Raw genomic sequence first — 23,853 nt, 5'->3', positions numbered from 1 at the left:
GAGCACACCCATGGACCTCGTCGCTGAGGCCCTCAAACCGCACTCATGGCACGTCAAGACGGCCGCGGACGGGTCACTGCACGGCGTGTGCCTCGGCTGCATCGAGAACGGAGTGCTGCCCGAGTTCCACACGTGGCACGGGTTCGCGGAACACCTGGCCGCTGTGATCGCCGACCTCCCCGACGTGGCCATCATCGCCCTGCCACCAGCGCATCCATTGACGATGGCACTCGAAGGGCGCGTCGTTCCGCCTCTCGTGGCAATGGACGTCGCCCGGCAGGTGTACGCCGACGGGCTTGCGGCCCATCGCGCCGGCCAGAATCCGTCGTTGGCGTGTGAGCAGTGCGCTGGCTCGGGCACCGTCGAATGCTGGAATCCCGGCGGACCGTGCGCCACACCGAATGAACTCGGTTGCGAGACGTGCGGTCCGTGCAACGCCTGCGCCGTGCAGTCCGTCGGGGGTCAACCGTGAGCGTTCACGAAGTCACCTACTACCAGGCGAAGTGCGACGGCTGCGGGTACATCGAGACGGACTACGGCGACTACTCCGCGTGGGGCGATCCCGGCACTCCATTTGACTCCCTTCCCGACAACGGTTGGATCGTCGGCGACCGCGATAACCCTGACTACTGCCCGACATGCGTCGAGAAGATGCCCTGCGAGGTTTGCAAGTCGACCGACTACACGTACCTCGTCGACGACCACAAGGTGTGCGAGACCCACGAGGACCACGACTTCTCGGCGCTCAAGTGCAAGCACTGCGGCGAACAGATCGAGCAGTACGCCAACGGTCAGCACCGGCACCATGCCGGGCCCGGCGGAAAGAACCGCTGTCAGATCGAACCGTACGGCTACATGGCGGAACCACACGGCGACCCGTGCACCGTCCTGTGCATCGGTCACGAGCCGGGCCTGCACGTCGTGGAGGACCCGTCGTGACCACGCGCAATTGGCCGTGCACCAGCTTCAGCGGGGCTGAGGGACCTGTCCGTGAGCTGGGGCGGATGCCGCGGCTGTGGAAGTGCGACGAATGCGGACGTGAGCACGTCGACGTGCGGGCTGCCACCGGGCAAGTCAGCAGCCGCAACGAGACATACCGCGAGGTCGTCGGCTACGTGGTGGCCGGCCTGGGCGACGACGAGCTGAGACAGGCGGTCGGCGACCCAATGACCGTCCACGACACCCGCGAGGACGCAGACGGTCAGATGGTGCAGCTGTGGGCCGAAGGGTTCGACGACCACGAGGTGTTCGAGCTGACCCGCTTCACCACCCGCATCGTGCGACCCGTCGAGATCGCCCAGCTCGAGCAGTCTGGCGCCGAACGGCCGATCCGCACTGTCCACCTCCCGGGGGATTGCTGATGGCCCGCGCAGCGGCGCGCGCGCCGCCACCCCGAGACCCTTAATCACCGTGATCTGAGCGCCAAGACAAGGACAGCCTCGTGCCATTCGTTCGATGGGGAGACACCGCAGCCAATCACCCGATTGTGCTGTCAGTCTTGGAGCACGAGGACTGCGACGACCGACTCGTCAACGAGGTCAACGGCTTCGTGAATCGCTGCGCACAGCAGGCCGGCGCGCACCTGACCGACTACGTGATCAACCGCGGCACAGCGGCACATATCGCTGGTCCGTCTCGCGTCGACGTGCTCGTGGCTGTAGCGATCTTCGCGGGCTACATGACGACCGTCGACATCGACGGCCGCGTCGGATACAAGCTCGTCGACACCGACCACGACTTCCTGCACCTCCGACTGAGGGAAGAAGTCGAGTTCGAACGCCAACGACGCTCCGACAACTCGAACCCCGCGCTGATCATCCCCGTGCGGATGCGCGACGGCGACGCCTGCCGCTACTGCGGCCGAGTCGTCAACTGGGGCGCCAAGACCGGCGCCTGGGGCGGAACGTACGACCACCTCGAACCGGGCAAGCCCGCCACGGTCGACACCTACGTGGTCTGCTGCCGCTCCTGCAACTCCGCACGCAGCGACGGCACCAAACCCCGCGGCGAACGCACCCTGCTCACCGCACCCTCCGTCCCGTACTTCTCCAAGCACACCGTCGAGTGGATCACCAACCACCAGTGGGCACAGAGCAACGGCTACGAGCCACCAGCACGCAGCCGCAGCAACGTCCGCCCCGGAGACCCCGCACCCGGCGCCGCCACCACCGGCAGCGCCACCACGTCGACCGGCCTGAGCCCCGCCACCACGGCGGCGAGTTCGGCCGCAGGAGAGCGAGCCGACACCCAGTCGGTGAACGCCCCGAAGACCGCCAGCGGCGGCGCTCCTGCACCGCGAACCGACACCCAGTCGGTGAACGCCCCCGTCGACACCGCGAACCGACACCCAGTCGGCGAACGCCAGAAACGCGGGTCTACCAGCACCGACGGCGCTCTTGTCAAGAATCAGCAACATCCGACAAGACGTGAGGGTACGGACCTTGTCGGCACCGGTCGGGACGGGCCGGGCCGGGTCGGGTCGGGTCGGGTCGGTCGCCCACCCGCCCAAGGTGACACGACGAACCCACCTGTCCCCGTTGCCAACTCACCTCGGTCCCGTCGCAAACGCAGGTCCCGAAGGCACACCAGAACCACCACCCCTCCGATCGGAGAATGACTTGCCCACCAAGAAGATCGACCAGGTGTGGGACGACTGCCCCGGCGGGCGACTCGACGCCGACACCATCGACCGCATCGACACCATCGCCCAGCCCTTCGTCGACGCCGTCCACTCGGCCGACGTCGCCGCGGTCGAGCGGATCACCCGAGGCATGTCCTGGACCCACCTCAGCGCCCTCGCCCTGTCGGTGGCCAGCCTCGCCGAACCGTCCGCCGCCCGCCCGCCGCAGCTCGCCTGGTCCATCGCAGACCTGAAGTGGGCCCACGCCCGCTACAAGAAGGGCGGCCGCACCGACCGCGTCCGACAGGGCGAGGCGCTCTACCAGCAGATGCTCTACCGACACCGCGCGGCGAAGATGCCCGCCGCCGAGAGGAGACTCGCGTGAGCAGGACCGTCCAGGTGCACCGCGACCTCGCATACCTCGAGGAGTCGTGGCCGCACGTCGTCAACTGCAAGCTGCCCGGCACCGCCCGCTCCTGGGTGGAGACCCCGCAGGTCGGCGAACTCACCCCGGAAGCGGCCGACCGCCTCGGCAAGAAGGGCGTCCCGCGCGCCGCGCCGGCCACCGTCTTCGTGCTCGACCTGCTCGCCGACTACGCCCGCATCGCCGACGACGTCGCCCGCACCGTCGTCGACGTCGCGGACCTCGGTGCCCAGTTCCTTCCGCTGAACGCGGCATCGAAGGACCCGCGCCCGTGGCTGCACGTCATCGCGACGTGGGTGTCGCAGGCGCACGACCGCGACGACAAGACGATCCCGTGGGTGGACGCCATGATCCACCCGATCGTCTCGGCGACGGCGCGGCTGCTCGGCGATGTCCGCTCGGGGCAGGTCCTGAACGGGGTGTGCCCGTGGTGCCAGGGCCGCACGGCGACAGGGCTGGGGGAGCGGACCCTGCAGATCCGGTACCCGGACCCCGACGACAAGGACGACGAGCCGCTGATCTTCTGCTTCGGCGTGAACTGCCGGCCACCGTCGGCCGCGTGCGGCCAGCAGTGGCGCGGCCACCCGGCGTGGGTGCAGCGCGAGTGGAACTGGCTCGCAGAGCAACTCATCCAGATCCCCAGCAACCGAACACGAGAGGCAGTGTGAGCACCATGGAGTCGGACATCAGTGTGACAGTTACCGAGACAACGTCGGTGTTGTGCGTGGGTCGGACCACCATCAAGCTGGGCGACTTGCGTGCCCTGGTCGAACGGTGCACGGGTATGGACGAATGGACCGATGTGACCGTAAGTGGAAACCCTGACGATGACGAGGGGCACTCGATCACATGGATCGAAGTCAGGCGCGTCGCGGATCGAACGGCCGCCAGCAACGTCGCCGACACGCCGACGTCGTGACCTGTTGCGGATGTGGTTATCCACAGGCATGATGTGACCACGGCGATGGCCCGTACCCAAGTCAGGGTGCGGGCCACTCGCATGTCCGAGGTGGTGAGTGGCCATGGCTGCACAGCGCAGAGGCAAGACGACGTCGCAGAAGGGACTGGGCTGGGACCACCAGCAGGTCCGCAAGCAGCTCCTGTCACAGCACGTCGAGGGAACACCGTGCGGGCATTGCGGCAAGCCGATGTTCAAGGCCACGCAGCCGCTCGATGCCGACCATGAGCTGGCCCGTCATCACGGTGGCCGCCGCGCGAACCGTCTACTGCACGCTTCGTGTAACCGGTCGCGCAAGGACGGCACGACGCCGACGCCGGCGGTGAGGGCGGCGCGGGCGGACCGGGGTCAGTGGACGCTGCTGCAGTGGGCCTGACTGCATAACCGCAGGTCAGAGGCTTGCAACGGCATAACCGCAGGTCAGCGGCCTAAAATCCGAGGGGTGGGGGGCCTGACTCTCCCACCTCCGATCTGTCTTTCTCTCCCCAGGGCCGGAACGAATGACGTCCTGAGCAGCGCAAACGTGGAGGCGACCCCATGATCGATCGACTGATCTTCGCCTTCGTCTACTGGCTCGTCCACGTCCTGCGTCTCGACCCCAGTGACCGATAGACCCAGCCTGTACAGCGCCGCCCACCACGCCGCAGATTGGAACCGACCATGACCACGTCCACCGAGCGCCCGCCCGCCGTCGTTTCCGAGGACTACACCGTGGACACGGTGAGATGCGGTTTTCTGACGGAGGAGATGGGACTCGACTACTGGCAGGCGACAGCTGTGTCGTCGACCGCGTACCTCGCCGGAGTGTCGACCCCACGCCAGCAGGGCAAGACGGAAGCCGCGGTGGCCCGCGCGATCTTCGATGCGGCGGTGGAGGGACGTCACGTCCACTACTCCGTCGCGAGCCAGGCCCTGGCCAGCAACACGTTCCGCCGCGCGCGAGAGCAGCTGCAGCGCAACGAATTGCTCGACGACTCGATAATCCGTACGACGAGTGCACTCGGGCGAACACGCATCGAGTTCCGCAACGGCGGCCGGCTGACGTTCGGAACCCGGTTCGGCGCACAACGAGCAACCGAGGTCGATCTGCTGATCGTCGACGAAGCGTCAATGTTCGACGCATCCGCGTATGCCGCCGCCACCGTAGCAACGGCGACCCGGCAGTCCGCCCAGATTCTTGCGCTCGGTACGGCTCCGTACCCCGACGAGAACTCGCGGCGCGCGGCGGCGGGCTTCGCCAGGATGCGACATCTGGCGCTGCGGGGCACCGATGCGACGAGCTGGTGTGAATGGTCGGCTGCCCAGTTCGTCGTGACCGACGAAGACGGTCCGCGGTTGGCGGCGGGTGCAGATCGCGACGAAGCCGTTGCCGCGGCAAATCCGGCGGTACCCGATCGCATCCGCCCCGAGATGATCGAGCGCGAGCGGCAGTTCCTGCCCGACAACGTGTTCCTCGTCGAGCGGCTGAACATCGGCGACTGGCGACTGCTCGATGACGTCGAACCCGCTCGCTGACGCGCTCAAGCCCGTCGGACTCGGGGACCGAGGCGAAGCACTGTGGACCGCGTTCGGCGGCGACACGATCACCGACGCCGCTCGGGCGGTCCTGGTCGCCGAGGCGGCTCGACTGGCCGACACGCTCGAGATGATGGACGGCCTGATCCGCGCCGAGTCCGAAGCGTGGGCGACCGTCGAGCTTCCCGAGATCGACGGCGCGGAGCTGAAACTGACCATTAACCCGATCGTCGCGGAACGCCGCCAGACGGTCACGGTGTTCCGGCTGACCTTGGCGCAGCTGACGAACGTCGCCGCGATCGACGGCGCGGCCGCAAACAACTCGTACCGCGGCGCCGACGGCGGTGACCGGCCACAGGGCGGTGTCGATGAGATCAAGCAGCGGCGAGACCGACGCCTGGCAGACACCGCGGATCTGTAGCGCACCCGCGGCTCTCTCGTCGTCCGGACAGGACGCGGTCGACCTCGCGGCGTCCGCCGGCCTGCACCTCGACCCGTGGCAGCGCAACATCCTCGACGTCGCGCTGCGCGAGAAGCCGGACGGGAAGTGGTCGTCGTTCGAGGTGGGCGTGCTCGTATCCCGCCAGAACGGCAAGGGCGCCATCATCGAGGCGCGCGAGCTGGCCGGCATCTTCCTGTTCGGCGAGCGGCTGATCATTCATTCGGCCCACCAGTTCGACACCTCGCTCGAGGCTTTTCGGCGGCTGCGGTTCTGGATCGAGAACACGCCCGATCTCGACCGACAGGTCAAGAAGATCAACGAGGCCCACGGCAAAGAGGGCATCGAGCTGAAGAACGGCAACCGCATCCGATTCCGTGCGCGCACCCGTTCCGGCGGCCGAGGCTTCTCCGGTGACACGGTCATCCTCGACGAGGCCATGATCCTGCCCGAAGAGTCGGTCGGCGCGCTGCTCCCCACGATGTCCGCGCGCCCGAACGCCCAGCTCTGGTACCTCGGCTCCGCGGTCGACGAAGAGATCCACGAACACGGCATGACGTTCACGCGCATCCGCAATCGTGGTGTCGCGGGTGGTGACCCGTCGCTGGCGTACATCGAGCACTCGGCCGACGACACCCGCCGCGACGACGACTCGCTGATCATCGACCCGGCCGACCCGCGCCAGATCATGGCGGCGAACCCCGGCATCGGGTACCGACTGACCCTGTCGCACATCGCCAAGGAACGCCGGTCGATGCCGAGCCGGATGTACCTCGTCGAGCGACTCGGCATCGGGTTCTGGCCTACGGAGGACAGCGAGAAGGTCCCCCCGATCGACCCGGAGACGTGGCAGCGGCGCAGCGACAAGGCGCCCGGCCTGACGCAGCAGATCGCGATCGCGGTCGATATGGACCCGGAGCTTCGGTGGTGCTCGATCGCTGCCGCGGTGCTCCGAACCGACGGTGGCGTGCACGTCGAGGTCGGCTACCACGAGAAGCCGTCGCGCGCGGTGGTGCCCTACTTGATCGCTCTCATCGCCCGATGGAATCCCGTTGCCCTGGTGATCGATTCGAAGGGATCGGCGGCGTATCTCCGGCCGCTGCTGATGAAGGAGAAGATCCAGCCCGAGGACGTCACGGGCGCGTCGATGGCGCAGGCGTGCGTCGGCATGCAGCGCGCGGTCGACGACGACGACGTTTCGCACACAGGCGATCCCGTTCTGATCGACGCGGTCAAGGGTGCGAAGAAACGGCGCATCGGCGACGGCTGGGGATTCGACCGAAAAGGCGACTCGATCATCTCTCCCCTGGTGGCAGTCACCCTCGCCCGCCACGGCCTGCTCTCCACCATCACCGACAACCCACCGCCGGCCTCGCCCGACTTCGACACGGCCGAGACCACCTCGGCCAGTGACCTCGTCGACGACATGCTGTCCGCCGGATTCTGACGAAGGAGGTGCTCGTGGCCACGACCGACCCGACCAAGCCCAGCACCGCGCCCGAGTTCGAGTCGGGATACGTCAACGGGAGCGGTAACAGCTGGAACTGGATGGTCGACGAGGCCGAGACGACGCCGGAGCTGCAGTGGCCGGCGTCCATCGAGACCTACGCGAAGATGTGCCGCGAGGACGCCCAGGTCACCTCGATGCTCCGCGCGGTGCAGTTGCCGATCCAGCGCACGATCTGGCGGGTCCGGCCGAACGGGGCACGCCCCGAGGTGTACCGGCACATCGCGGCCGATCTCGGGCTGCCCGTCGAGGGCGAGCCGTCGGACGAGACACCCCTGGCCCGCACCCGCGGCCGGTTCTCGTGGACGGCGCACCTGCAACAGGCCATGGAGATGTTCAAGTACGGACACGCATTCTTCGAGCAGGTCGCGCAGCTCGACGAAGAGACCGGACTGTTCCACCTGCGCAAGCTGGCGGCGCGCAAGCAGAACACCATCGAGCGAATCAACGTCGCTCTCGACGGTGGGCTCGAGTCGATCGTGCAGCGGCCCCCGGCGTCCATGTCGATCTTCAAGAACGAGCCGATCCCGGTGTCCCGACTGGTGGCCTACGTCTTCGACCAAGAGCCCGGCGTCTGGACCGGCCGGTCGTTGCTGCGCCCTGCCTACAAGCACTGGATGCTCAAGGATCGCCTGCTGCGAACCCACGCGACCATGGTCGAGCGCAACGGTCTCGGCATGCCGGTGTACACCGGCGCCGAAGGAGCCACCTCGGACGACCTCTCGAAGGGGCGTCGGATGGCGTCGGAGGCCCGCGCAGGCCGGTACGCCGGCGCCGGACTGCCGTACGGAGCGACTCTCAAGTTCCAGGGCGTCGACGGCAACCTGCCCGACGCGCTGCCCGGCATCAAGTACCACGACGAGCAGATCGGCCGCGCCGCGCTGACGCACTTCCTGAACCTCGGCCAGCAGACCGGGTCGTGGGCGCTGGGCACCGAGTTCGCGAACTTCTTCATCATGACCCTGCAGACGGTCGCCGAGACCATCCGCGACATCGCGAACCAGCACGTCGTCGAGGACATCGTCGACTGGAACTGGGGCCCGACGGAGCAGGCCCCACTGCTCGTCTTCGACGAGATCGGATCGCAGCACGCTCCGGTCGCCGAGGCGCTCAAGACGCTCGTCGACGCCGGAATCCTGTTCCCGGACCGCAAGCTCGAGGAAGCGGTGCGCGAGCGGTACAGCCTCCCGTCGAAGGGCACACCGGCGCCGTCGACGGACGACACCACCGCATCCGACTCTGCCTCGACCACCCGCCGTCCCCGCGCACGGGGGATCGACCCGGCGCAGGGATCGCTGTTCGAAGGAGCCCCATCGTGAACCGCATCGACGCTCGCGTCCGCGCCGCACTCCGCGACACCGACGCCGCCCGCGAACCGTGGTGGCGCATCAACAACGCCGCCACCGACGGACCGACGGAGATCCTGATCTACGGCGAGATCGGGTGGTCGTTCTGGGACGACTCGGTCACCGCGATCGACTTCGTGAACGAGCTGCGCGAGATCGACACCGATCGCATCGACGTCCGAATCAACTCGCCCGGCGGCGACGTGTTCGACGGCATCGCGATCATGAACGCCCTGCGCGCGCACAAGGCCAAGGTCACGACCTACATCGACGGCATCGCCGCCAGCGCAGCGAGTTTCATCGCCATGGCCGGCGACGACGTCGTGATCCGCCGCAACGCCGAGATGATGATCCACGACGCCTGGGGCGTCTCCGTCGGCAACGCCGAGGACATGCGCGAGATGTCCACCCGCCTCGATCAGATCAGCGACAACATCGCCTCGATGTACGCCGACAAGGCGGGCGGCGGCGTCGCCAAGTGGCGCACCGCGATGAAGACCGAGACCTGGTACTCGGACAAGGAAGCCCTCGACGCCGGTCTCGTCGACCGGATCGACAAGGGCACGGCCACGCAGGACGCGAAGAACCGGTTCGACCTGTCGATCTTCAACTTCGCCGGCCGCCGCGCCGCCCCCGAACCGCCGCGCATCGCGGCGATGACCACCTCTGCCGAGCGCGTGGAGGGAACCGAAGAGGAGAAGGAGACCAAGGTGACCACCTTGAGCGAAGGCCTCCGCGAGCGGCTCGGCGCCGATCCGGAAGCAACCGAAGAGCAGCTGCTCGAACTGGCACTCGAGCGCCTGACCGATCCGGCCACCGAGGCGACCGAACCGGCAGCCGAGGCCGAACCCGCCCCGGCCGCTGCGGCCGCGTCGACCGTTCCCGGCGTCGTCACCATCGACGAGGAGCGCCTGCGCAACCTCGAAGCCGGAATGGCCCGCCTGGCCGCGTTCGAGGACCGCGAGGCCGCCACCGAGCGCGACGCCGTCGTCAACGACGCGGTCAGCGCCGGCAAGATCCCCGCCGCCCGAGTCGAGCACTGGAAGAATCTGCTCGCCAAGGACCCCGGCATCAAGGACGTCCTGGAAGCCATGCCCGCCGGCGCCGCGGTCCCAGTCGGCGAGATCGGTCACGGCCAGGACGGCGCGCACGGTGCCGAGGTGGTCGGCGCGTCCGCTCAGCTCGCGGACATCACCAGCACCCCCGAGTACAAGAACTGGAGCTTCTGATGAGCGGCATCCCGCAGGTCACCAAGACCGGACCGAAGACCTTCACCCCGGCCGAGCCCATCCTCGGCGGCCAGCTCGTCGAGGGCCGCAGCGCCTCGCGCGTCGGCGTCGCTGCTGCTGGGTCCACCCGCGTGCTCGGCGTGGCCGTCGTCGACGGGCAGAGCCCCGACGCGCTGGTGACCACGCCGACCGTCGTCAACGGCCGACCGCAGCTCAACGCGGCGCCCCTGGCGACGCTCGTCTCGGTCGCGTACGGCGGCATCGAGGTCCCCGTGACCTTCGCGGCGAACGCCAATTTCGGCGATCGCCTCGTGGCCGCCGCGAACGGCACGGTCACCCCCGCGGGCGCCACCCCGGACGCCCGCACCATCGTCGGCACCTGCACCGAGCCGGGCGGAGTCGTCGTCGCGACGAACCCCGTCGGTCTCATGCGGACCGTCTGACGGCACTCACACACTCGATCTCGGAAGGACAATTCTCATGCCTGTAGGTGTGTTGAGCGTCGGCGACGGCGGCCGGACCACGGTCTCGCAGCTCGTCGGTGCTCCGATGGCAATCCCCGCTCGCATCCTCTCGCTGCTGAGCAATGCGTTTCTGTCGGAGTCGTTGCTGCGCAACGCCGGACCGAACCGCAACGGCCTCGTGCAGTACGAGGAGGAGACCCCGCTCTACCTCGACGGTGACCTGCAAGACGTCGCCGAGTTCGGTGAGATCCCCGTGGTCGCCGGCCAGCGCGGCCTGCCGCGCATCGCCGTGGCGAACAAGAAGGGCTTCGGCGTCCGCGTCTCGCAGGAGATGCGCGACGAGAACAACATCGACGCCGTGAACATCCAGATCACGCAGGCCGCCAACACCGCCATCCGGGCGCAGGAACGGGCACTGCGGGCGGCGTTCAGCAACGCGGCGATCCCGACCATCGCGGCCACCGCGGCCTGGACGGGCTCGACGGCGAAGATCCGTCGCGACCTCGCCAACGCGCAGGAGCTGGTCGCGGACGCGAAGCCCGCGGCTTCGCAGGGCGACGACCTGCTCGGGTTCGAGGCGGACACCATCGTCTTCCCCGGCTCGATCAAGCCGCTGCTGCTCGACAACGAGGAGTTCCTCAAGGTCTACAAGGACGACCTGTCGACCGAGGACCTCCGCTACACCGGCAAGATGCCGAAGCAGGTACTCGGCATGGACGCGCTCACGAGCCGCACGTGGCCGAAGGACCGCGTGCTGGTGCTCATGCGTGGTGTCGCGGGCTTCTACTCCGACACCCGCCCGCTCACCTCGACCGGGCTCTACCCCGAGGGCAACGGCCCGATGGGCGGGCCCACCGAGTCGTGGCGCTCGGACACCACCTACAAGCGCGTCATCGGCATCGACCAGCCGAAGGCCGCGGTGTGGATCACGGGGGTGCAGTCCGCATGACCGACCCGAACACGGTCACCGCGGGTGACTACGAGCTGGTCGCGGCACTCTGGGATCAGCAGGTGTCGAAGCCGGGAGAGCCGTTCGACTTCCGTCGGTACCGCGCGGGCGACATCGTCACGCTGGACGTCGAGGAGGCGCGGCGGCTGGTCGCGGCCGGCGCGGTCGTGCCGCCCGGGTCGCGTCAGAAGGCGGCGGCCGAGGCCGCCCGCGCCGCGTACGAGCTGGCACTGGCCCAGCTGCCGGACTCGATTCGCCGCGAGGTGCTCGAGACGCAGACCGGAGCCTCCGTCGACGGCGTGTCCGCACCCGGAGCGACGTCCGACCGGGCCGAGGCGGTGCAGCCGCCGAAGGCCGCGTCCAAGGACGACTGGGTGGCCTACGCGGTCGCCAGCGGGTGGTCCGAGGCCGACGCCGAGAAGCTGACGAAGAAGGACCTCATCGCTCGCCTGACCGAGTCCGACGAGGCGCCGGACTCCGCAGCCGACCCCGGTGATGGAGACGACGCTGCGACGCCGCCCGCCGACGGCGCCGACCAGGGCGGCGACGACGTTCCGGAGCGTCCCGCCAACGTCGCGGACGAGGAGACGTGGCTCGCGTACGCCATCAAGCGCGGCGTCCCGGAGCACGAGGCGGAGCAGCTGAGCAAGCAGGAATTGATCAACCTGCTGACCTGATCGACCGGTGAGAGGACGCCCCCATGTCTCTGACGTCGTACGCCACGACCCAGCAGATGGAACCGAAGTGGAAACGCCTCACGGGGCGTTCTCTCACCACCGAGCAGCGCACCGAGGCCGAGGAAGCCCTGCAACTGGCCGGGGTGCTGATCCGTCGGCACGTCGACATGACGGACTCGCCGGACCTCGCTGCGCAGGACGAGAAGGAACTGATCGCGCGGCACGTCTCGATCGAGATGGTCATCTCGGCGCTGGCCGTCGGGTACGAGGTCTACAACAAGTCCGAGTACTCGACGTCGGTCGGCGGCATCGCGGAGTCGGCGAAGCTGATCAACCCGTCGGCGACGATGTACTTCACGAACGCCCAGAAGGAGCTGTTCGGCGTCGGACCGTCGTCCGAACCGCAGTGGTACTTCGGGGACGAGCCACGGTGAGCCGCTTCGGATTCACCTCGACCATCGCGATCAAGAAGCCGCAGCGGGTCGCGGATCGGTACAGCAACGAGCGCCTGGTGTACGACGACGTCGAGCCGGTGCCGGTCGACGACCTGGTGTCGCTGCAGCCCGAGTCCTCCACGGAGGTCGGCGACCGCGAGAACCGCATCGGCACCGTCGAGACCTTCCGCCTCCGCACCCAGCCGGGCATCGACCTCGACCTCGACTCCGTCGACCACGTCCTGTGGGCCGGCCGCGAACTCGAGGTGATCTCCGAGGTCATGCGTTGGCCGCACCCCATGCGCCCGGACGGTGTGCACCACCTCGAAGCGACGCTGCGATTCGTGAAGGGATGAGTCGAATGCGACTGTCGAACAGAACGTTTCAGAAGATCAACCGGTCACGGGCCGTGCAGGACGCCGTGGCGCGGAAGGCGCAGCGCGTCGCGGCCACGGCGCGCTCGATAACCGCGAACGAGGGCGGCACCGCAAGCATCACCGTCGTCAGCGGCGTCCGCCCCGGCGGCCGCGCGTACACCAACGTCGTCTCGTCCAGCAGGGACGAGGAGTACGGCACCGAAACCACCCCCCGCATCCGGGCGCTGGGCCGCGCCGCTCGGGCGAACTGACACCGGAAGGCGTCCATCATGAGCAAGACAGTGCAGTGGTCCATCCACCGCGACGACAGCAAGATCGGCCAGACCGAGACGATCGAGGACGACTTCCTCGCCGACCGGTACATCTCGACCGGCATGGCCGTCCCGGTCGACGCCGCCGAGGACGGCGCGACCGAGGGTGACACCGCGCCCGCCGACGACGCGGCGAGCGGTCAGGCCGAGTCGGCCGCTCCGGAGACCGCCCGCTCCGCGCGCACCGCACCCCGCGGCGGCTCCGCGGCCGCGACGAAGAACCCCACGGACGCCGGCGAGGTCGTCGGGTCGCCCGCGGACCAGTCGAAGTCCTGACCGGTGACGGCGTTCCCGGACGTCCTCGCGCTGCTGTGCGCGCAGCTGCCGCCGGCGATCGGCGACGTCCGGTGCGTCACCGATCTCCCCGAGCACGTCGTCGCCCCGATCGTGCAGCTGGCGGAGATCCCCGGCGGCGGTGCGCTGCACAAGCCGTTCAACGGGCCACCGCTCACCGAGCAGTACGACGTCGACGTCGTGGTGTTCGGTGACAGCACCGTCCCCGACGCTGTCGGCCGCACCCGCGACCTCGCCCAGCAGGTCCGCGACGTGATCAACGCCTGGTCCTCACCCGGCGTCACGGTCGACGAGCGGCGCCGCCCGACCCGGCTGCCGGACTTCAACTCCTCGCTGCTGCGGTTCGGCTCCACGGTGCGCTTCACCGCGGCGCGCGTGCCGTGACCCTTTGACCGTCCACCACATCCCGTGAATCCAGCTCTGCGCCTTCGCCGGTCAGGGCATCTCGTCATGCCCACGAAAGGGGCCATCTGTCATGACATCTCCGAACCCCTACGGCGACAACGTCGCCCGCATCGGCGTCACTGGCGCACTCCGCTTCGCACCGAAGGGATCGACGTTCCCCACTGCGATGGCGGTGTGGGCATCCCCGTGGGCCGACGCCGGCTGGATCTCCGACGAGGGCATCACCGAGAACCGCGAGACCGACACCACGCCGTTCGTGCCGTGGCAGTCGAACTCCCCGATCCGCGTCGCGACGACCAGCGACGTCATCTCGTGGGAGACGACGATCTGGTCGACGACGTTCGATTCGATCTCGCTGTTCTACAAGGTCAAGGCCGCCGACATGACCACCACGGACGAGGTCACCTCGTTCGTCGACGGCAACATCAAGGACCAGGACCTGCGCGCCTTCGGCATCGACATCATCGACGGTGTCTACGCCCGCCGGTTCGAGGTGCCCCTGGGTGAGGTCACCGAGCGCGGCTCGCAGACCTACTCGAAGGGCGAGCTGACCGGCTACCCGGTGACGGTGACCGCCTACCCCGGCGCCGAGGGCTGGTCCGTGAAGCGGAAGTTCAAGGAGGGCTGGTCCAAGCCCGCCTGATCCCGATGACGGCGGCGGCGCGGGTTGTCTGTGGTGGGCCTTCGCCCGCGCCGTCGTCATTCCATCGAGCAAGGCCCACCAGTGCACAGAAAAGGAAGACCCACCATGGCATTCCAGATCGATCTCGACGCCATCGCCGCCAAGCGTGAAGAGGAACTCGGCTCGGCCGACACGTTCCCCTTCGTGTTCAAGGGGCAGACGTGGAACTGCAAGGACCCGAACGAGATCACCGACACCGAGAAGTTCGAGCTGCAGGACATCGCGCCGAGCGACCTCGACGGCATCATCGACTTCTACCTCGGTGACCAGGCCGACGAGTTTCGCGCGGCCGGCGGCGGCACCACCCAGATCGACAAGGCCCTGACCGCGTGGCAGGAACACACTCGCGACAACCTGGGTCCTACACGGTCCGGCAAGTACTCCAACCGCATGCAGAGGCGCTCGAAGCCGCGCTGATAGCGGAGTACCACTTCGACGTCATCGGAGCGTTCTGGCGCGGGGAAGTCACGCTCCGCCAGGTGCGGGTGCTCAAGGAGCATCTCTCACCCGGCGGGGCGTGGCACCGGGCCCACCTCGACGGGCAGCAGTGGACGAACACCGAGTCCCTGCTGTGGGGCATCTGGCACAAGCTCGACCACCTCGATGCCCGTCTGGTGTGGCAGAAGCGCAAACGCCCGAAGTGGCCGAAGTTCAAGACCTTCCCGTGGTCGAAAGACAAGCTCACGGTGGGTGATCGGGGTGAGGCGACGTCGCAGGACGTCGTCGACTACCTGCGGTCGATCGCCCCGCCGTCCTCGACGTAGGGAGGGCACTCGTGGCCGACGAAGACGACACAGTCTGGCTTCCGATTCTCCCGTCGTTCCGGGACTTCGGGCGTCGTCTGACCGAGGGCACGGCCGGTGCCGGTGAACGCGCCGGCCGCGCCATCGGGTCGGCCATGGCGTCAGGCGTCGAGGCGTCCCGCGCGGCGGTCGAGAAGGCGACCGCCCGGGTGGCGGCGGCGAACGACAAGGCCGCCGACGCCGTCGGCAAGCGCACGGTCGCCGAGGCTCGTCTCGCGGAGCTGACCGACCGCGGCATCACCTCCGGCGCCCGGTACACCTCCGCGGTGGAGGCGGTCGAGCGGGCGCAGCGCGGCGTCGCCGCCGCGACCCGCAACGCCACCACCGCCGCCGACCAGCTCGCTGCCGCGGAGGCGCGGGCGTCGTCGGCGACCGACGAGGTGTCGAACTCGGCTCGCCGCGGCGACGGTGCGCTCAAGGGCATGTTCTCGTCCGTCGGGGGCGGGATCAAGCAGCTGGCCGCGCTGACCGCCGGCGCGGCGGGCCTGTCCACCGCGGTGGGCGGCATCAGCACCGCCATGTCCAACGAGGTGACCACCGACAAGCTGAACGCAGCGCTGGGGTCCACCCCGGAGGCGGCGAAGCAGTACGGCGAGATGGCGGGCAAGGTCTACGCGCAGGCGTACGGCGAGAACCTCGGTGAGGTCACCACCGCCATCGACGCGGTGTCTTCGACCCTCGGCGGGCTCGACGAGGGTGGGGCGTACCTCGACGACGGGTCGATGGAGCGCATCACCAAGAAGGCCCTGGACTTCGCGTCGGTGTTCGGCACCGACGTCACCGAGTCCGTGCAGACGGTGAACCAGCTGATCGGCAACGGGCTGGCCGGCACCGCCGACGAGGGCTTCGACCTGCTGGTGTCCTCGTTCCAGAAGGTCCCCGCGGCGATGCGCGGTGAGCTGCCCGAGATCCTCAACGAGTACGGCACCAACTTCCGCGCCCTCGGTCTCGAGGGTGACGAGGCGTTCTCAATCCTGGTCGGCGCGGCGCAGAACGGGAAGTTCGCGCTCGACAAGACCGGTGATGCGCTCAAGGAGTTCACGATCCGTGGCTCCGACATGTCGACGTCGTCGACGGCGGCGTACGAGGCGATCGGGCTCAACGCCGAGGAGATGTCGGCGAAGGTCGCGGCCGGCGGCGACGGCGCCCAGGAGGCGCTGCAGCGCACCGCGCAGGGACTACTGGCCATCGAGAACCCGGCCGACCGGGCCAACGCGGCCATCGCCCTGTTCGGCACCCCGCTCGAGGACCTCTCGGTCGACCAGATTCCGCAGTTCCTCGACGGCCTGGCCAACGTGCCCGACCGGATGCGCGACGCCGCGGGCTCCGCAGACGAGATGGGCGCGACCCTCAACGACAACGTGGCGACCCGGCTGACCGAGTTCGGGCGCGGCATCCAGTCGAACATCGTCGGCATCCTCGGCGACAACGCCCTGCCGATGCTCGACGAGTTCACCGGCGGCCTGGCCGAGACCGACGGGTCCCTGATCGCCACGGTGGCCGGAATGACCGGACTGTCCGGTGCGCTCGGCGGCTTCGAGCAGGCCAAGGGTGTGTTCGATTCCGTCAAGGACGGTGTCTCGTCGGTCAAGGACGGGTTCGTCTCGGCAAAGGACGGCATCACCTCGGCGTGGGAGACCGCGTCGAAGGCCGGAGACTGGGTAGGGCAGAAGGCCCGCGCGGTCGGCTCGTTCATCGCGACGTCGGCGGCCGCCACCGTGGAGGCCGCGAAGACCGCGGGGACGTGGCTCGCCGCGCAGGCACGCGTCGCGGCCGGATGGGCGCTCACCGCGACCCGCGCCACGGTCGCGTTCGTCGCGTCGTCGGCATCCGCGATCACTCAGGCGGCTCTGACCACCGGCGCCTGGATCGGGTCGCAACTCGCCGTCGGCGCCGGATGGGTGGCCATGCAGGCCCGCGCGGTCGGCTCGTTCGTCGCGATGAGCGCATCGGCGGTGGCGCAGGCACTGGTGTCGTCCGGTGCCTGGGTCGCCTCGACCGCGACCACGGTCGGCGCGCTCGCCACCCAGGGCGCGGCGTTCGTCGCGCAGCGCGCGGTGATGGTGGCCGGCGCGGCCGCGACCGGGATCATGACGGCGGCGCAGTGGGCGCTGAACGTGGCACTCAATGCGAACCCGATCGGCCTGGTCGTGATCGCCCTGACCGCGCTGGTCGCCGGTGTCGTGCTGGCGTATCAAAACTCGGAGACCTTCCGGAACATCGTGCAGGGCGCCTTCACGGCGGTCGCCGACGCCGGGAAGTGGATGTGGGAGAACGTGCTGCGTCCGGCGTTCGACGGCATCGTCTCCGCCTTCCGCGGGGTCGGTGACTTCCTCGGCGCCACCGGCAGTGCCATCAGCGGCGTCTTCGACACCGTCGGCAACGCCATCGGGTCCGCCTTCTCGAGCGCCCTCGACGTCGCCCGACCGGCGCTGCGTGGCATCGGCAACCTGCTGGCCAAGATCCCGGACAAGATCTTCGGGTTCTCGATCCCCGGCATGACCACGGTCCGCGCGTTCGCCTACACCCTGCAGTCGCTGCGCACCGGCGGCACCATCGCGGGGCGCCGCGGCGACGGGACCCTGTTCGGGCCCGGCACCGGCACCTCCGACTCACTCCTCGGGGTCGACGGTCGCGGCATGCCGATCGTGCGGGTCTCCGCCGGTGAGGGCGTGGTGAAGGAAGACGCCATGACCGGCGGCGGCGCGGCGGTGGTCGCGGCGCTGAATGCCGGGTGGGTACCTTCGCCGGAGTTCCTGGCCGGGATGCTGCCCGGCCTGGCCGGTGGTGGTCTCATCTCGGCGGACGACCTCAACCGGTTCCCCCGCGAGAACGGCCTCGAGGGCGCGGACTACGTCTGGGGCGGCGTCAACTGGGGTGACTGCTCCGGGGCGATGTCGGCACTGGCGAACTTCGCCACCGGCCGCGACCCGTTCGGGTCCCGGTTCGCGACGGGGAACATGGCCGAGGCGCTCGCCGAGCGCGGCTTCGAGCCGGGTCTGGGCCCGCCGGGGTCGTTCAACCTCGGCTGGTACAACGGCGGCCCGTACGGCGGTCACACCGCGGGCACCTTGCCCGACGGCACGAACGTCGAGATGGGCGGCGGCCGCGGCAACGGTCAGGTCGGCGGCGCAGCCGCCGGCGCGGACGATCCGTCGTTCACCGATCACGCGCACCTGCCGCCGGAGTTCTTCGTCGGCGGCGACGCGCTGCCCGGGGTGGACCTGAACACCGAGATGGGGTCGGCCGGGTCGCCGGACGTTTCGACCGGGTCGGCGTCGTCGTCGACCACCGAGCCGTCGACGTCGTCGGCCGGCACGTCGTCCTCGTCGTCGGCCGGCATGTCGTCCTCGTCGACGCCGTCCTCCTCGTCGACGCCGTCTTCGTCGTCGGGTGCGTCGTCGATGTCGCTGTCGGACTACGCGGGGGAGACCGCGTCGAACTTCGCGAAGGAGACCCTGGGGGACACCCTGGACTTCTTCGGGTTCGGCGACTTCGCGGACCTGCCGATCATTCCGGTGTCGCAGCCGTCGCCGGCGCTCGCGCAGCCGCCGGTCGATCCGCAGGGCGCCGAGGGGCAGAAGCCGCCCCCGGCGGAGGCCCCGGCCGGGCCGCTGGTGCAGATGGGCGACGTGCAGACCATGTCGATCGATGAGCTGGTCCGCAAACTCTTCACCGAACTCAACCACCTGGCGCGTTCCGACGCGGCGTCGATCGGAGGCTGGGGCGGATGATCGGTGCGGACAAGTCGATCCTGCAGTGGGTGTCCCCAAATGGCGTCGTGGTCCCGTTGTCGGGCCACGGCGTCGTCGGGGACCCCGGCATCTGGGTCGGGTCCGGCCCGGAAGGGCTCGGCCACGTCGACGTCAAGGCACTGTTCGACGCGGCCGCGATGGACGAGGGCGAGAACTACCTCGGCGGCGTCGTCGACCACGGCGAGATCGATCTGCCGATCCACATTCTCGGCACCTCGAACGCCGACTTCCAGCGCCGCAAGGAGCACTTCAAGTCCCTCGTCCCGCGCGACCGGCTCGGGTGGCTGTGCGCGTTCACCACCGGCACCGGGTGGCGCATGGTCGCGGCGCGGCGCGGGTCGTTCAAGCCCGCGTACGGCTCCGACCCGGCGTCGGCGAACGGCGCGACGTTCGACACCATGCTCATCGCCGACAAGCCGCACGCCCGGTCGAAGGACGACGAGGACGAGTGGGCCAACACCACGGGCGCGGGGACCGGGGTGCTCTACCTCTACCCGGGGCCGCAGTCGCCGGGGTGGCCGAAGTTCGTCTTCACCGGCCCCGGCCGTCTGCGGCTGGTGTACGCGGGCAACGACGTCACCATGCCGGTGACCATCGGCGTCGGACGCGAGATATTCATCGACACCGACACCCGGGTGCAGACCATCCGCGAGCGCGCGGCCCGCTCGTCGGACCGCGGCCGCAGCCTGTGGGCGCAGATGAAGGCCCAGTACTTCCCGAAGGCGATCCCGGCAGGGGAGGTGACGCGCGTGCGGTTCCAGATCACGGGCGCGGGCCCGACGACGAAGCTGTGGGCGACCGTCCCGCAGCGTCACGAGGGTCTGCTGTGAGCCGGGAGGCGTACGCGCAGTACCAGTCCGAGGCGGCGCAGGAGCAGGCGACGTACGGCAACCCGCGCCCGCGGGTGCGGTTCATGACCAAGTTCATGGACCTCTACGCCCCGTGCGGCGACTTCGGCGAGCTCAAGTTCAACGACAAGGAGAACGCCGCCGGCAGCCTCACGATGACGGTTCCGGACAACGAGGTCTGGGAGGAGTACTTCTACGGCCAGTCGCAGTACGCGGTCCGGCCCATCGTCGTCGACCTGCCCGAGTATCAGACGGTGTGGTTCACCACCACGTTCGCTCGGGTGCGAGATCGGCTGACGCGCAAGCGATTCATTCAGATCGTCGCCGTGCACCCGATCGAGTTCCTGAACTGGTATCGGATCTACCCGAATGCGTGGTTCCCACCCGAGTTCCAGTGGCCGAAGGAGTGGAGCGGCTTCGCCCCGGCGGCCACTCTGCTCTCGATGGCGCTGACGCCGAACCTCATTCGGGTGCAGGCACCGCTCTGGTCGATCCCGTCCGGGGACCTGCTCGACCCGCAGACCTACAACCTGTTCCGCAACGCGATGTGGCCGCTGATGGTCAACCCGCGCCGGAAAGGTCTGGCCGACGGCACCGGGTGGCTGCCCGGCGTCGCTCGGATGGACAAGTTCCTCGACTGGGCCCTCGACATCTGCCAGGTCGAGAACCTCTCGATCACGATGACGTGGTTCAACCCCGGCGAGCACGAGCAACCGTTCCCCGAGTTCACCGTCCTCGACCGGCCGACGATGATCGTCGACTTCGTCCCACTCGGCGACCCGATCGCATTCTCCGGGAACGCGATCGGCGGTCTCATCCGCACGGGCCTGGCCATGGCGCAGGACGCCATCGAGTGGATCACGTACCCGATCCTGAAACCGGGGGAGCGGGACCCCGAGATCGAGGCCATCCCGGTATACCGCGCCGGTGAGCACTCGACGATCGACAAGGTCGAAGAGGTCACGCACATCCCGTTCGCCACCAAGGTGACCGTGGGCGGCAAGTCACCCGACTGGCTGAACCAGGCCATCGTCACCGGGGCGAACCTGCTCCTCGGCGTCATCTCCTCGGCGGCAGGCAGCATCATCCCCGGCTTCCCGGTGCTGCAGCTCGGCATCTTCGAAGACCAGGTCAAGGACGTCGTGATGGCGTTCCACTCCCAGGAAGATCTGCGGCTCGCCCGCGAGGCGGGACCGTGGCGGTTCCGGGAGGCGTTCGGCGAATCGTCGGTGACGGGCCTGTCTCTGAACGCGCTCGCCTCGATGAAGAAGACCCTCTACGACCACCGCGGCTTCGTCTCGCAATCCGTCGAGGTCTCCCACGGCGCACCGTACTTCGTCGGCCGCGACGTCCGGAAGGGCTATCCCGTCGGCTACGAGACACCGAGCGGGAAGATCCGCGTCGAGAAGCTGATGGAGATCTCCTACGAGTACTCCCGCAGCGTGCACGGCAAGTTCACCCTGCAGATCGGGTCGGGCGAAGCGGAGAAGGAACCGGGCGCGCTCGCGCTCGGGAAGATCCGCCGCGTCGGCGCCTGGCTCTCCCGCGTCGCGCTCGGCACGTAGCGCACCCCCACCACCGCAGCACCAGTGATCCGGAGGCCCCACCATGCCCAAACCCGCCTACGACGAGCGCATCCAGTGGTCCCCGCACCACCACGCGCGCCCGGTCCGCGACATCCGCTTCGGCGCCATCCACACCCAGGAAGGTCCCGGTACCGCCGCGTCCCTGGCGAACTACCTGTGCAACCCGTCCTCGCAGGTGAGCTACCACTACACCGTCGACAACGACCGCAACGTCGTCGCCGTCGTCGACACCGACGACGCCTCGTGGTCGGTCGGCAACGCCAACGGCCGCGTCGTCAACGTCTGCTTCGCCGGGTCGTTCGTGCGGTGGTCCAAGCAGGAGTGGCTCGACCGGATGGGCAACGCCATCGAGATCGCCGCGTACCTGCAGGTGCTCGACGCCCGCAAGTACGGCTTCGACCCCGTGGTGCGCGGATGGGACGAGCTGCGCTCGAAGCGCAACGGCCTCACCGACCACCGCGGCATCAACATGGCCGTGCTCGGCGGACCCGGCCACACCGACGTCGGCGACAACTTCCCCTGGGACGTCTACGCCGGTCACGTCGACCGCTTCGTCCGGGAGGGCACCGACGTCGTCCCGGCCGGTCCGGACCCCGCGCTGCCCACGGTGATCGAGCAGTGCCGCGCCGCGAACGACTGGCTCGGCGCCAAGGTCTCCGACGGCCGCGAGGTCACCACCCCCGACGGCGCCGGCCGCTTCGCCCAGTACGAGCACGGGTGGGTGTACTGGTCGCCGACCGTCGACGAGGGCCGCGCCGCGTACGCGATCCCGTTCGGCCCGATCGGCGACGCCTTCGCCGCCACCGGCTACGAGGCCGGGCGACTGGGCTACCCGCGCGGTCCCAAGCTCGACCTGCTCCCGTTCACCCGATCGACGGGCCGCCCCGTCGCGGGCGGCGTCGTGCAGGCATTCCAGCACGGCACCGTCTACGACCGCGCCGAGGAACCGACCACCGTCAACGCCTACATCGTCCAGGGCACCATCCGTGAGAAGTACGCCTCCCTGGACTACGAGCGCGGTGAGCTGGGCTGGCCGCTGTCCGACGAGATGGACTGGGCCGAGGGCAAGTGGCAGCGCTTCGAGCACGGCGTCGTCTACTGGACCGCGGCGACGAACTCGGCGATCGCGTTCGTCGGGGAGACCGGCAAGGTGCGGCCGATCTCGCCGCCCCGCGCGCCCGTCGCCCCGGCGCCCGCCCCGCCCGCCCCGGCCGGGTACGTCCCCTCCGACGACGAGCGGCAGCTCACCCCGCGCGACAACAAGTGGGTCGGCGGCATCAGCCACTTCGCGACCCCGGGTGACGCCTCCACGCGCGGCCGGAACATGGGCGTCTCCGGCGAACCGGCGGACAACCCCCGTGACCCGTTCTACTGCGCCATGCGGTGGGGGTACGTCGGGCTGGCGCAGCACCGCACCGGCACACCCGGATGGGTCGGACCGGTCGACCGCACCGACATCACCCCGGCCGAGAAGATGCGCCTCAAGACGGTCCTGGCCTCGAAGCGGGTCAAGGTCACCGGCGGCGGCCGCTCGGTCGTCCTGCGGCCGGCCGACTGGGGCCCGGCACCCACCAAGCGCGTCGTCGACGTCTCCCCGACGGTCCTGGCCGGACTCGGCCTGGACACCGACGACGAGGTCACCGTCGAGTGGGTCGCCCCGACGACCCCCCTCGGCTTCCTCTGATCCACCCACCCCCGCACCACCACGAAAGGACCCACCGTCATGACCCACGCGACCACCGAGGTGAGCTTCGGCCCCGCCCTCGGCACCAAGGCGTTCTTCCTCGACCTCACCGACCGCGCCGTCAAGACGTTCGTGCAGAACGTGACGCTGTTCCTTCTCGCCGGCACCGTGCTGTCGGTGTCGTGGACGCAGGTCCTCGGCTCCGCAGGCCTGGCCACCCTCGTCACCGTCCTCGTCGCGGTCAGCACCGCCGCCGCCCTCACCTCCGGCAACCCGCTCGTCGACATACTCGACCGCGCGGCCCGCACCTTCGCCGGCACCCTGGTCGGCGCCATCCCGGTCGCCGGGGGCTGGGCCGACATCGACTGGAAGAACGCCCTCGCCCTCGCCGGCACCGCCGCCCTCGTCTCCGTCTTGACCTCGCTCGGAACCCTGAACCTCGGCGCCACCAAGGGCTTGCCGTCCACCGCCCCGGTCATCCCCGTCGCGGTCCCGGTCATCGATCCGACGGGCAGCGTCTCCAGCGTCGACGGCGACTGATGGTGC

29 protein-coding genes are annotated in these 23,853 nt (G+C 69.1%); all 29 read left to right on the top strand.

Going from position 1 to position 23,853, the window contains the following annotated elements; translation table 11 throughout:
• Positions 1 to 10: 10 nt before the first annotated feature.
• The 29 genes from BMZ18_RS16735 (at position 11) to BMZ18_RS16595 (ending at position 23,847) form a co-directional block, all read left to right on the top strand.
• Positions 11 to 472, top strand: a complete 462-nt coding sequence (locus BMZ18_RS16735; RefSeq protein WP_068361672.1) for a hypothetical protein — start codon at positions 11 to 13, stop codon at positions 470 to 472.
• Positions 469 to 939, top strand: coding sequence for a hypothetical protein (locus BMZ18_RS19470; RefSeq protein ID WP_139204016.1), 471 nt, complete (start codon positions 469 to 471; stop codon positions 937 to 939). The genes BMZ18_RS16735 and BMZ18_RS19470 overlap by 4 nt, the downstream gene beginning before the upstream one ends.
• Entirely contained in the window at positions 936 to 1,361 is a 426-nt protein-coding gene (locus BMZ18_RS16725; RefSeq protein WP_139204015.1) for a hypothetical protein, read from the top strand. The genes BMZ18_RS19470 and BMZ18_RS16725 overlap by 4 nt, the downstream gene beginning before the upstream one ends.
• A gap of 125 nt (positions 1,362 to 1,486) precedes the next feature.
• Positions 1,487 to 2,617 (top strand): hypothetical protein, encoded by a 1,131-nt coding sequence (locus BMZ18_RS16720; protein WP_068361677.1) that lies wholly within the window; start codon positions 1,487 to 1,489, stop codon positions 2,615 to 2,617.
• A 1-nt stretch (position 2,618) separates the two neighbouring features.
• The gene (locus tag BMZ18_RS16715) at positions 2,619 to 3,005 is read left to right on the top strand and encodes a hypothetical protein (RefSeq protein ID WP_068361680.1); all 387 of its coding nucleotides are present in this window, start codon (positions 2,619 to 2,621) and stop codon (positions 3,003 to 3,005) included.
• Positions 3,002 to 3,712 (top strand): hypothetical protein, encoded by a 711-nt coding sequence (locus BMZ18_RS19805; RefSeq protein ID WP_074922318.1) that lies wholly within the window; start codon positions 3,002 to 3,004, stop codon positions 3,710 to 3,712. The genes BMZ18_RS16715 and BMZ18_RS19805 overlap by 4 nt, the downstream gene beginning before the upstream one ends.
• A 5-nt stretch (positions 3,713 to 3,717) precedes the next feature.
• Positions 3,718 to 3,963, top strand: coding sequence for a hypothetical protein (locus BMZ18_RS16705; protein WP_170851505.1), 246 nt, complete (start codon positions 3,718 to 3,720; stop codon positions 3,961 to 3,963).
• A 103-nt stretch (positions 3,964 to 4,066) separates the two neighbouring features.
• Entirely contained in the window at positions 4,067 to 4,378 is a 312-nt protein-coding gene (locus tag BMZ18_RS19460) for a hypothetical protein (RefSeq protein WP_139204013.1), read from the top strand.
• 284 nt (positions 4,379 to 4,662) lie between these two features.
• Positions 4,663 to 5,517: a terminase large subunit domain-containing protein gene (locus tag BMZ18_RS16695; protein ID WP_068361692.1), complete on the top strand. Its 855-nt coding sequence runs from the start codon at positions 4,663 to 4,665 to the stop codon at positions 5,515 to 5,517.
• Positions 5,495 to 5,938 (top strand): hypothetical protein, encoded by a 444-nt coding sequence (locus tag BMZ18_RS16690; protein ID WP_068361695.1) that lies wholly within the window; start codon positions 5,495 to 5,497, stop codon positions 5,936 to 5,938. Before BMZ18_RS16695 ends, BMZ18_RS16690 begins: the two co-directional genes overlap by 23 nt.
• Positions 5,886 to 7,403 carry a terminase large subunit domain-containing protein gene (locus BMZ18_RS16685; RefSeq protein ID WP_068361698.1) on the top strand — a complete coding sequence of 506 codons (1,518 nt, stop codon included), beginning with the start codon at positions 5,886 to 5,888 and terminating at the stop codon, positions 7,401 to 7,403. The genes BMZ18_RS16690 and BMZ18_RS16685 overlap by 53 nt, the downstream gene beginning before the upstream one ends.
• Positions 7,404 to 7,417: 14 nt before the next feature.
• Positions 7,418 to 8,782 (top strand): phage portal protein family protein, encoded by a 1,365-nt coding sequence (locus BMZ18_RS16680; protein ID WP_211267474.1) that lies wholly within the window; start codon positions 7,418 to 7,420, stop codon positions 8,780 to 8,782.
• Positions 8,779 to 10,038, top strand: coding sequence for a head maturation protease, ClpP-related (locus BMZ18_RS16675; protein ID WP_068361704.1), 1,260 nt, complete (start codon positions 8,779 to 8,781; stop codon positions 10,036 to 10,038). The genes BMZ18_RS16680 and BMZ18_RS16675 overlap by 4 nt, the downstream gene beginning before the upstream one ends.
• Positions 10,038 to 10,481 carry a hypothetical protein gene (locus tag BMZ18_RS16670; protein ID WP_068361707.1) on the top strand — a complete coding sequence of 148 codons (444 nt, stop codon included), beginning with the start codon at positions 10,038 to 10,040 and terminating at the stop codon, positions 10,479 to 10,481. The genes BMZ18_RS16675 and BMZ18_RS16670 overlap by 1 nt, the downstream gene beginning before the upstream one ends.
• A gap of 37 nt (positions 10,482 to 10,518) precedes the next feature.
• Positions 10,519 to 11,451, top strand: coding sequence for a phage major capsid protein (locus BMZ18_RS16665; RefSeq protein WP_068361710.1), 933 nt, complete (start codon positions 10,519 to 10,521; stop codon positions 11,449 to 11,451).
• Positions 11,448 to 12,128 carry a hypothetical protein gene (locus BMZ18_RS19800; protein WP_156511603.1) on the top strand — a complete coding sequence of 227 codons (681 nt, stop codon included), beginning with the start codon at positions 11,448 to 11,450 and terminating at the stop codon, positions 12,126 to 12,128. Before BMZ18_RS16665 ends, BMZ18_RS19800 begins: the two co-directional genes overlap by 4 nt.
• 23 nt (positions 12,129 to 12,151) lie before the next feature.
• Entirely contained in the window at positions 12,152 to 12,562 is a 411-nt protein-coding gene (locus BMZ18_RS16655) for a hypothetical protein (protein ID WP_068361716.1), read from the top strand.
• Positions 12,559 to 12,918, top strand: a complete 360-nt coding sequence (locus BMZ18_RS16650) for a hypothetical protein (protein ID WP_068361719.1) — start codon at positions 12,559 to 12,561, stop codon at positions 12,916 to 12,918. The genes BMZ18_RS16655 and BMZ18_RS16650 overlap by 4 nt, the downstream gene beginning before the upstream one ends.
• A gap of 5 nt (positions 12,919 to 12,923) precedes the next feature.
• Positions 12,924 to 13,190: a hypothetical protein gene (locus BMZ18_RS16645; RefSeq protein ID WP_074922317.1), complete on the top strand. Its 267-nt coding sequence runs from the start codon at positions 12,924 to 12,926 to the stop codon at positions 13,188 to 13,190.
• 18 nt (positions 13,191 to 13,208) lie between these two features.
• Positions 13,209 to 13,526, top strand: coding sequence for a hypothetical protein (locus BMZ18_RS16640; RefSeq protein WP_074922315.1), 318 nt, complete (start codon positions 13,209 to 13,211; stop codon positions 13,524 to 13,526).
• 3 nt (positions 13,527 to 13,529) lie between these two features.
• Complete coding sequence (locus BMZ18_RS16635; protein ID WP_068361728.1) at positions 13,530 to 13,928, top strand: hypothetical protein; 399 nt, start codon at positions 13,530 to 13,532, stop codon at positions 13,926 to 13,928.
• Between the two features lie 91 nt (positions 13,929 to 14,019).
• Positions 14,020 to 14,592 carry a phage tail tube protein gene (locus BMZ18_RS16630; RefSeq protein WP_068361731.1) on the top strand — a complete coding sequence of 191 codons (573 nt, stop codon included), beginning with the start codon at positions 14,020 to 14,022 and terminating at the stop codon, positions 14,590 to 14,592.
• Positions 14,593 to 14,697: 105 nt separating this feature from the next.
• Complete coding sequence (locus BMZ18_RS16625; protein ID WP_068361735.1) at positions 14,698 to 15,048, top strand: hypothetical protein; 351 nt, start codon at positions 14,698 to 14,700, stop codon at positions 15,046 to 15,048.
• 62 nt (positions 15,049 to 15,110) lie between these two features.
• Positions 15,111 to 15,395 carry a hypothetical protein gene (locus BMZ18_RS16620; RefSeq protein ID WP_068361738.1) on the top strand — a complete coding sequence of 95 codons (285 nt, stop codon included), beginning with the start codon at positions 15,111 to 15,113 and terminating at the stop codon, positions 15,393 to 15,395.
• Positions 15,396 to 15,406: 11 nt separating this feature from the next.
• Positions 15,407 to 19,168, top strand: coding sequence for a phage tail tape measure protein (locus BMZ18_RS16615; protein WP_068361741.1), 3,762 nt, complete (start codon positions 15,407 to 15,409; stop codon positions 19,166 to 19,168).
• Positions 19,165 to 20,019, top strand: a complete 855-nt coding sequence (locus BMZ18_RS16610) for a hypothetical protein (RefSeq protein ID WP_068361744.1) — start codon at positions 19,165 to 19,167, stop codon at positions 20,017 to 20,019. The genes BMZ18_RS16615 and BMZ18_RS16610 overlap by 4 nt, the downstream gene beginning before the upstream one ends.
• On the top strand, positions 20,016 to 21,602 hold the full coding sequence (locus BMZ18_RS16605) for a Gp37-like protein (protein ID WP_068361746.1): 1,587 nt from the start codon (positions 20,016 to 20,018) through the stop codon (positions 21,600 to 21,602). The genes BMZ18_RS16610 and BMZ18_RS16605 overlap by 4 nt, the downstream gene beginning before the upstream one ends.
• 43 nt (positions 21,603 to 21,645) lie before the next feature.
• A complete protein-coding gene (locus BMZ18_RS16600) occupies positions 21,646 to 23,307 on the top strand; it encodes an N-acetylmuramoyl-L-alanine amidase (RefSeq protein WP_074922314.1) in 1,662 nt (553 codons plus the stop codon).
• Between the two features lie 39 nt (positions 23,308 to 23,346).
• Positions 23,347 to 23,847 carry a holin gene (locus tag BMZ18_RS16595; protein ID WP_074922312.1) on the top strand — a complete coding sequence of 167 codons (501 nt, stop codon included), beginning with the start codon at positions 23,347 to 23,349 and terminating at the stop codon, positions 23,845 to 23,847.
• The last annotated feature ends 6 nt before the right edge of the window (positions 23,848 to 23,853 follow it).

The organism is Rhodococcoides kroppenstedtii (genome assembly GCF_900111805.1).
Taxonomy (GTDB): Bacteria; Actinomycetota; Actinomycetes; order Mycobacteriales; family Mycobacteriaceae; genus Rhodococcoides; species Rhodococcoides kroppenstedtii.
The sequence above is the reverse complement of the archived record's forward strand: the minus strand, read 5'-3'. Positions and strand labels throughout refer to the sequence as shown.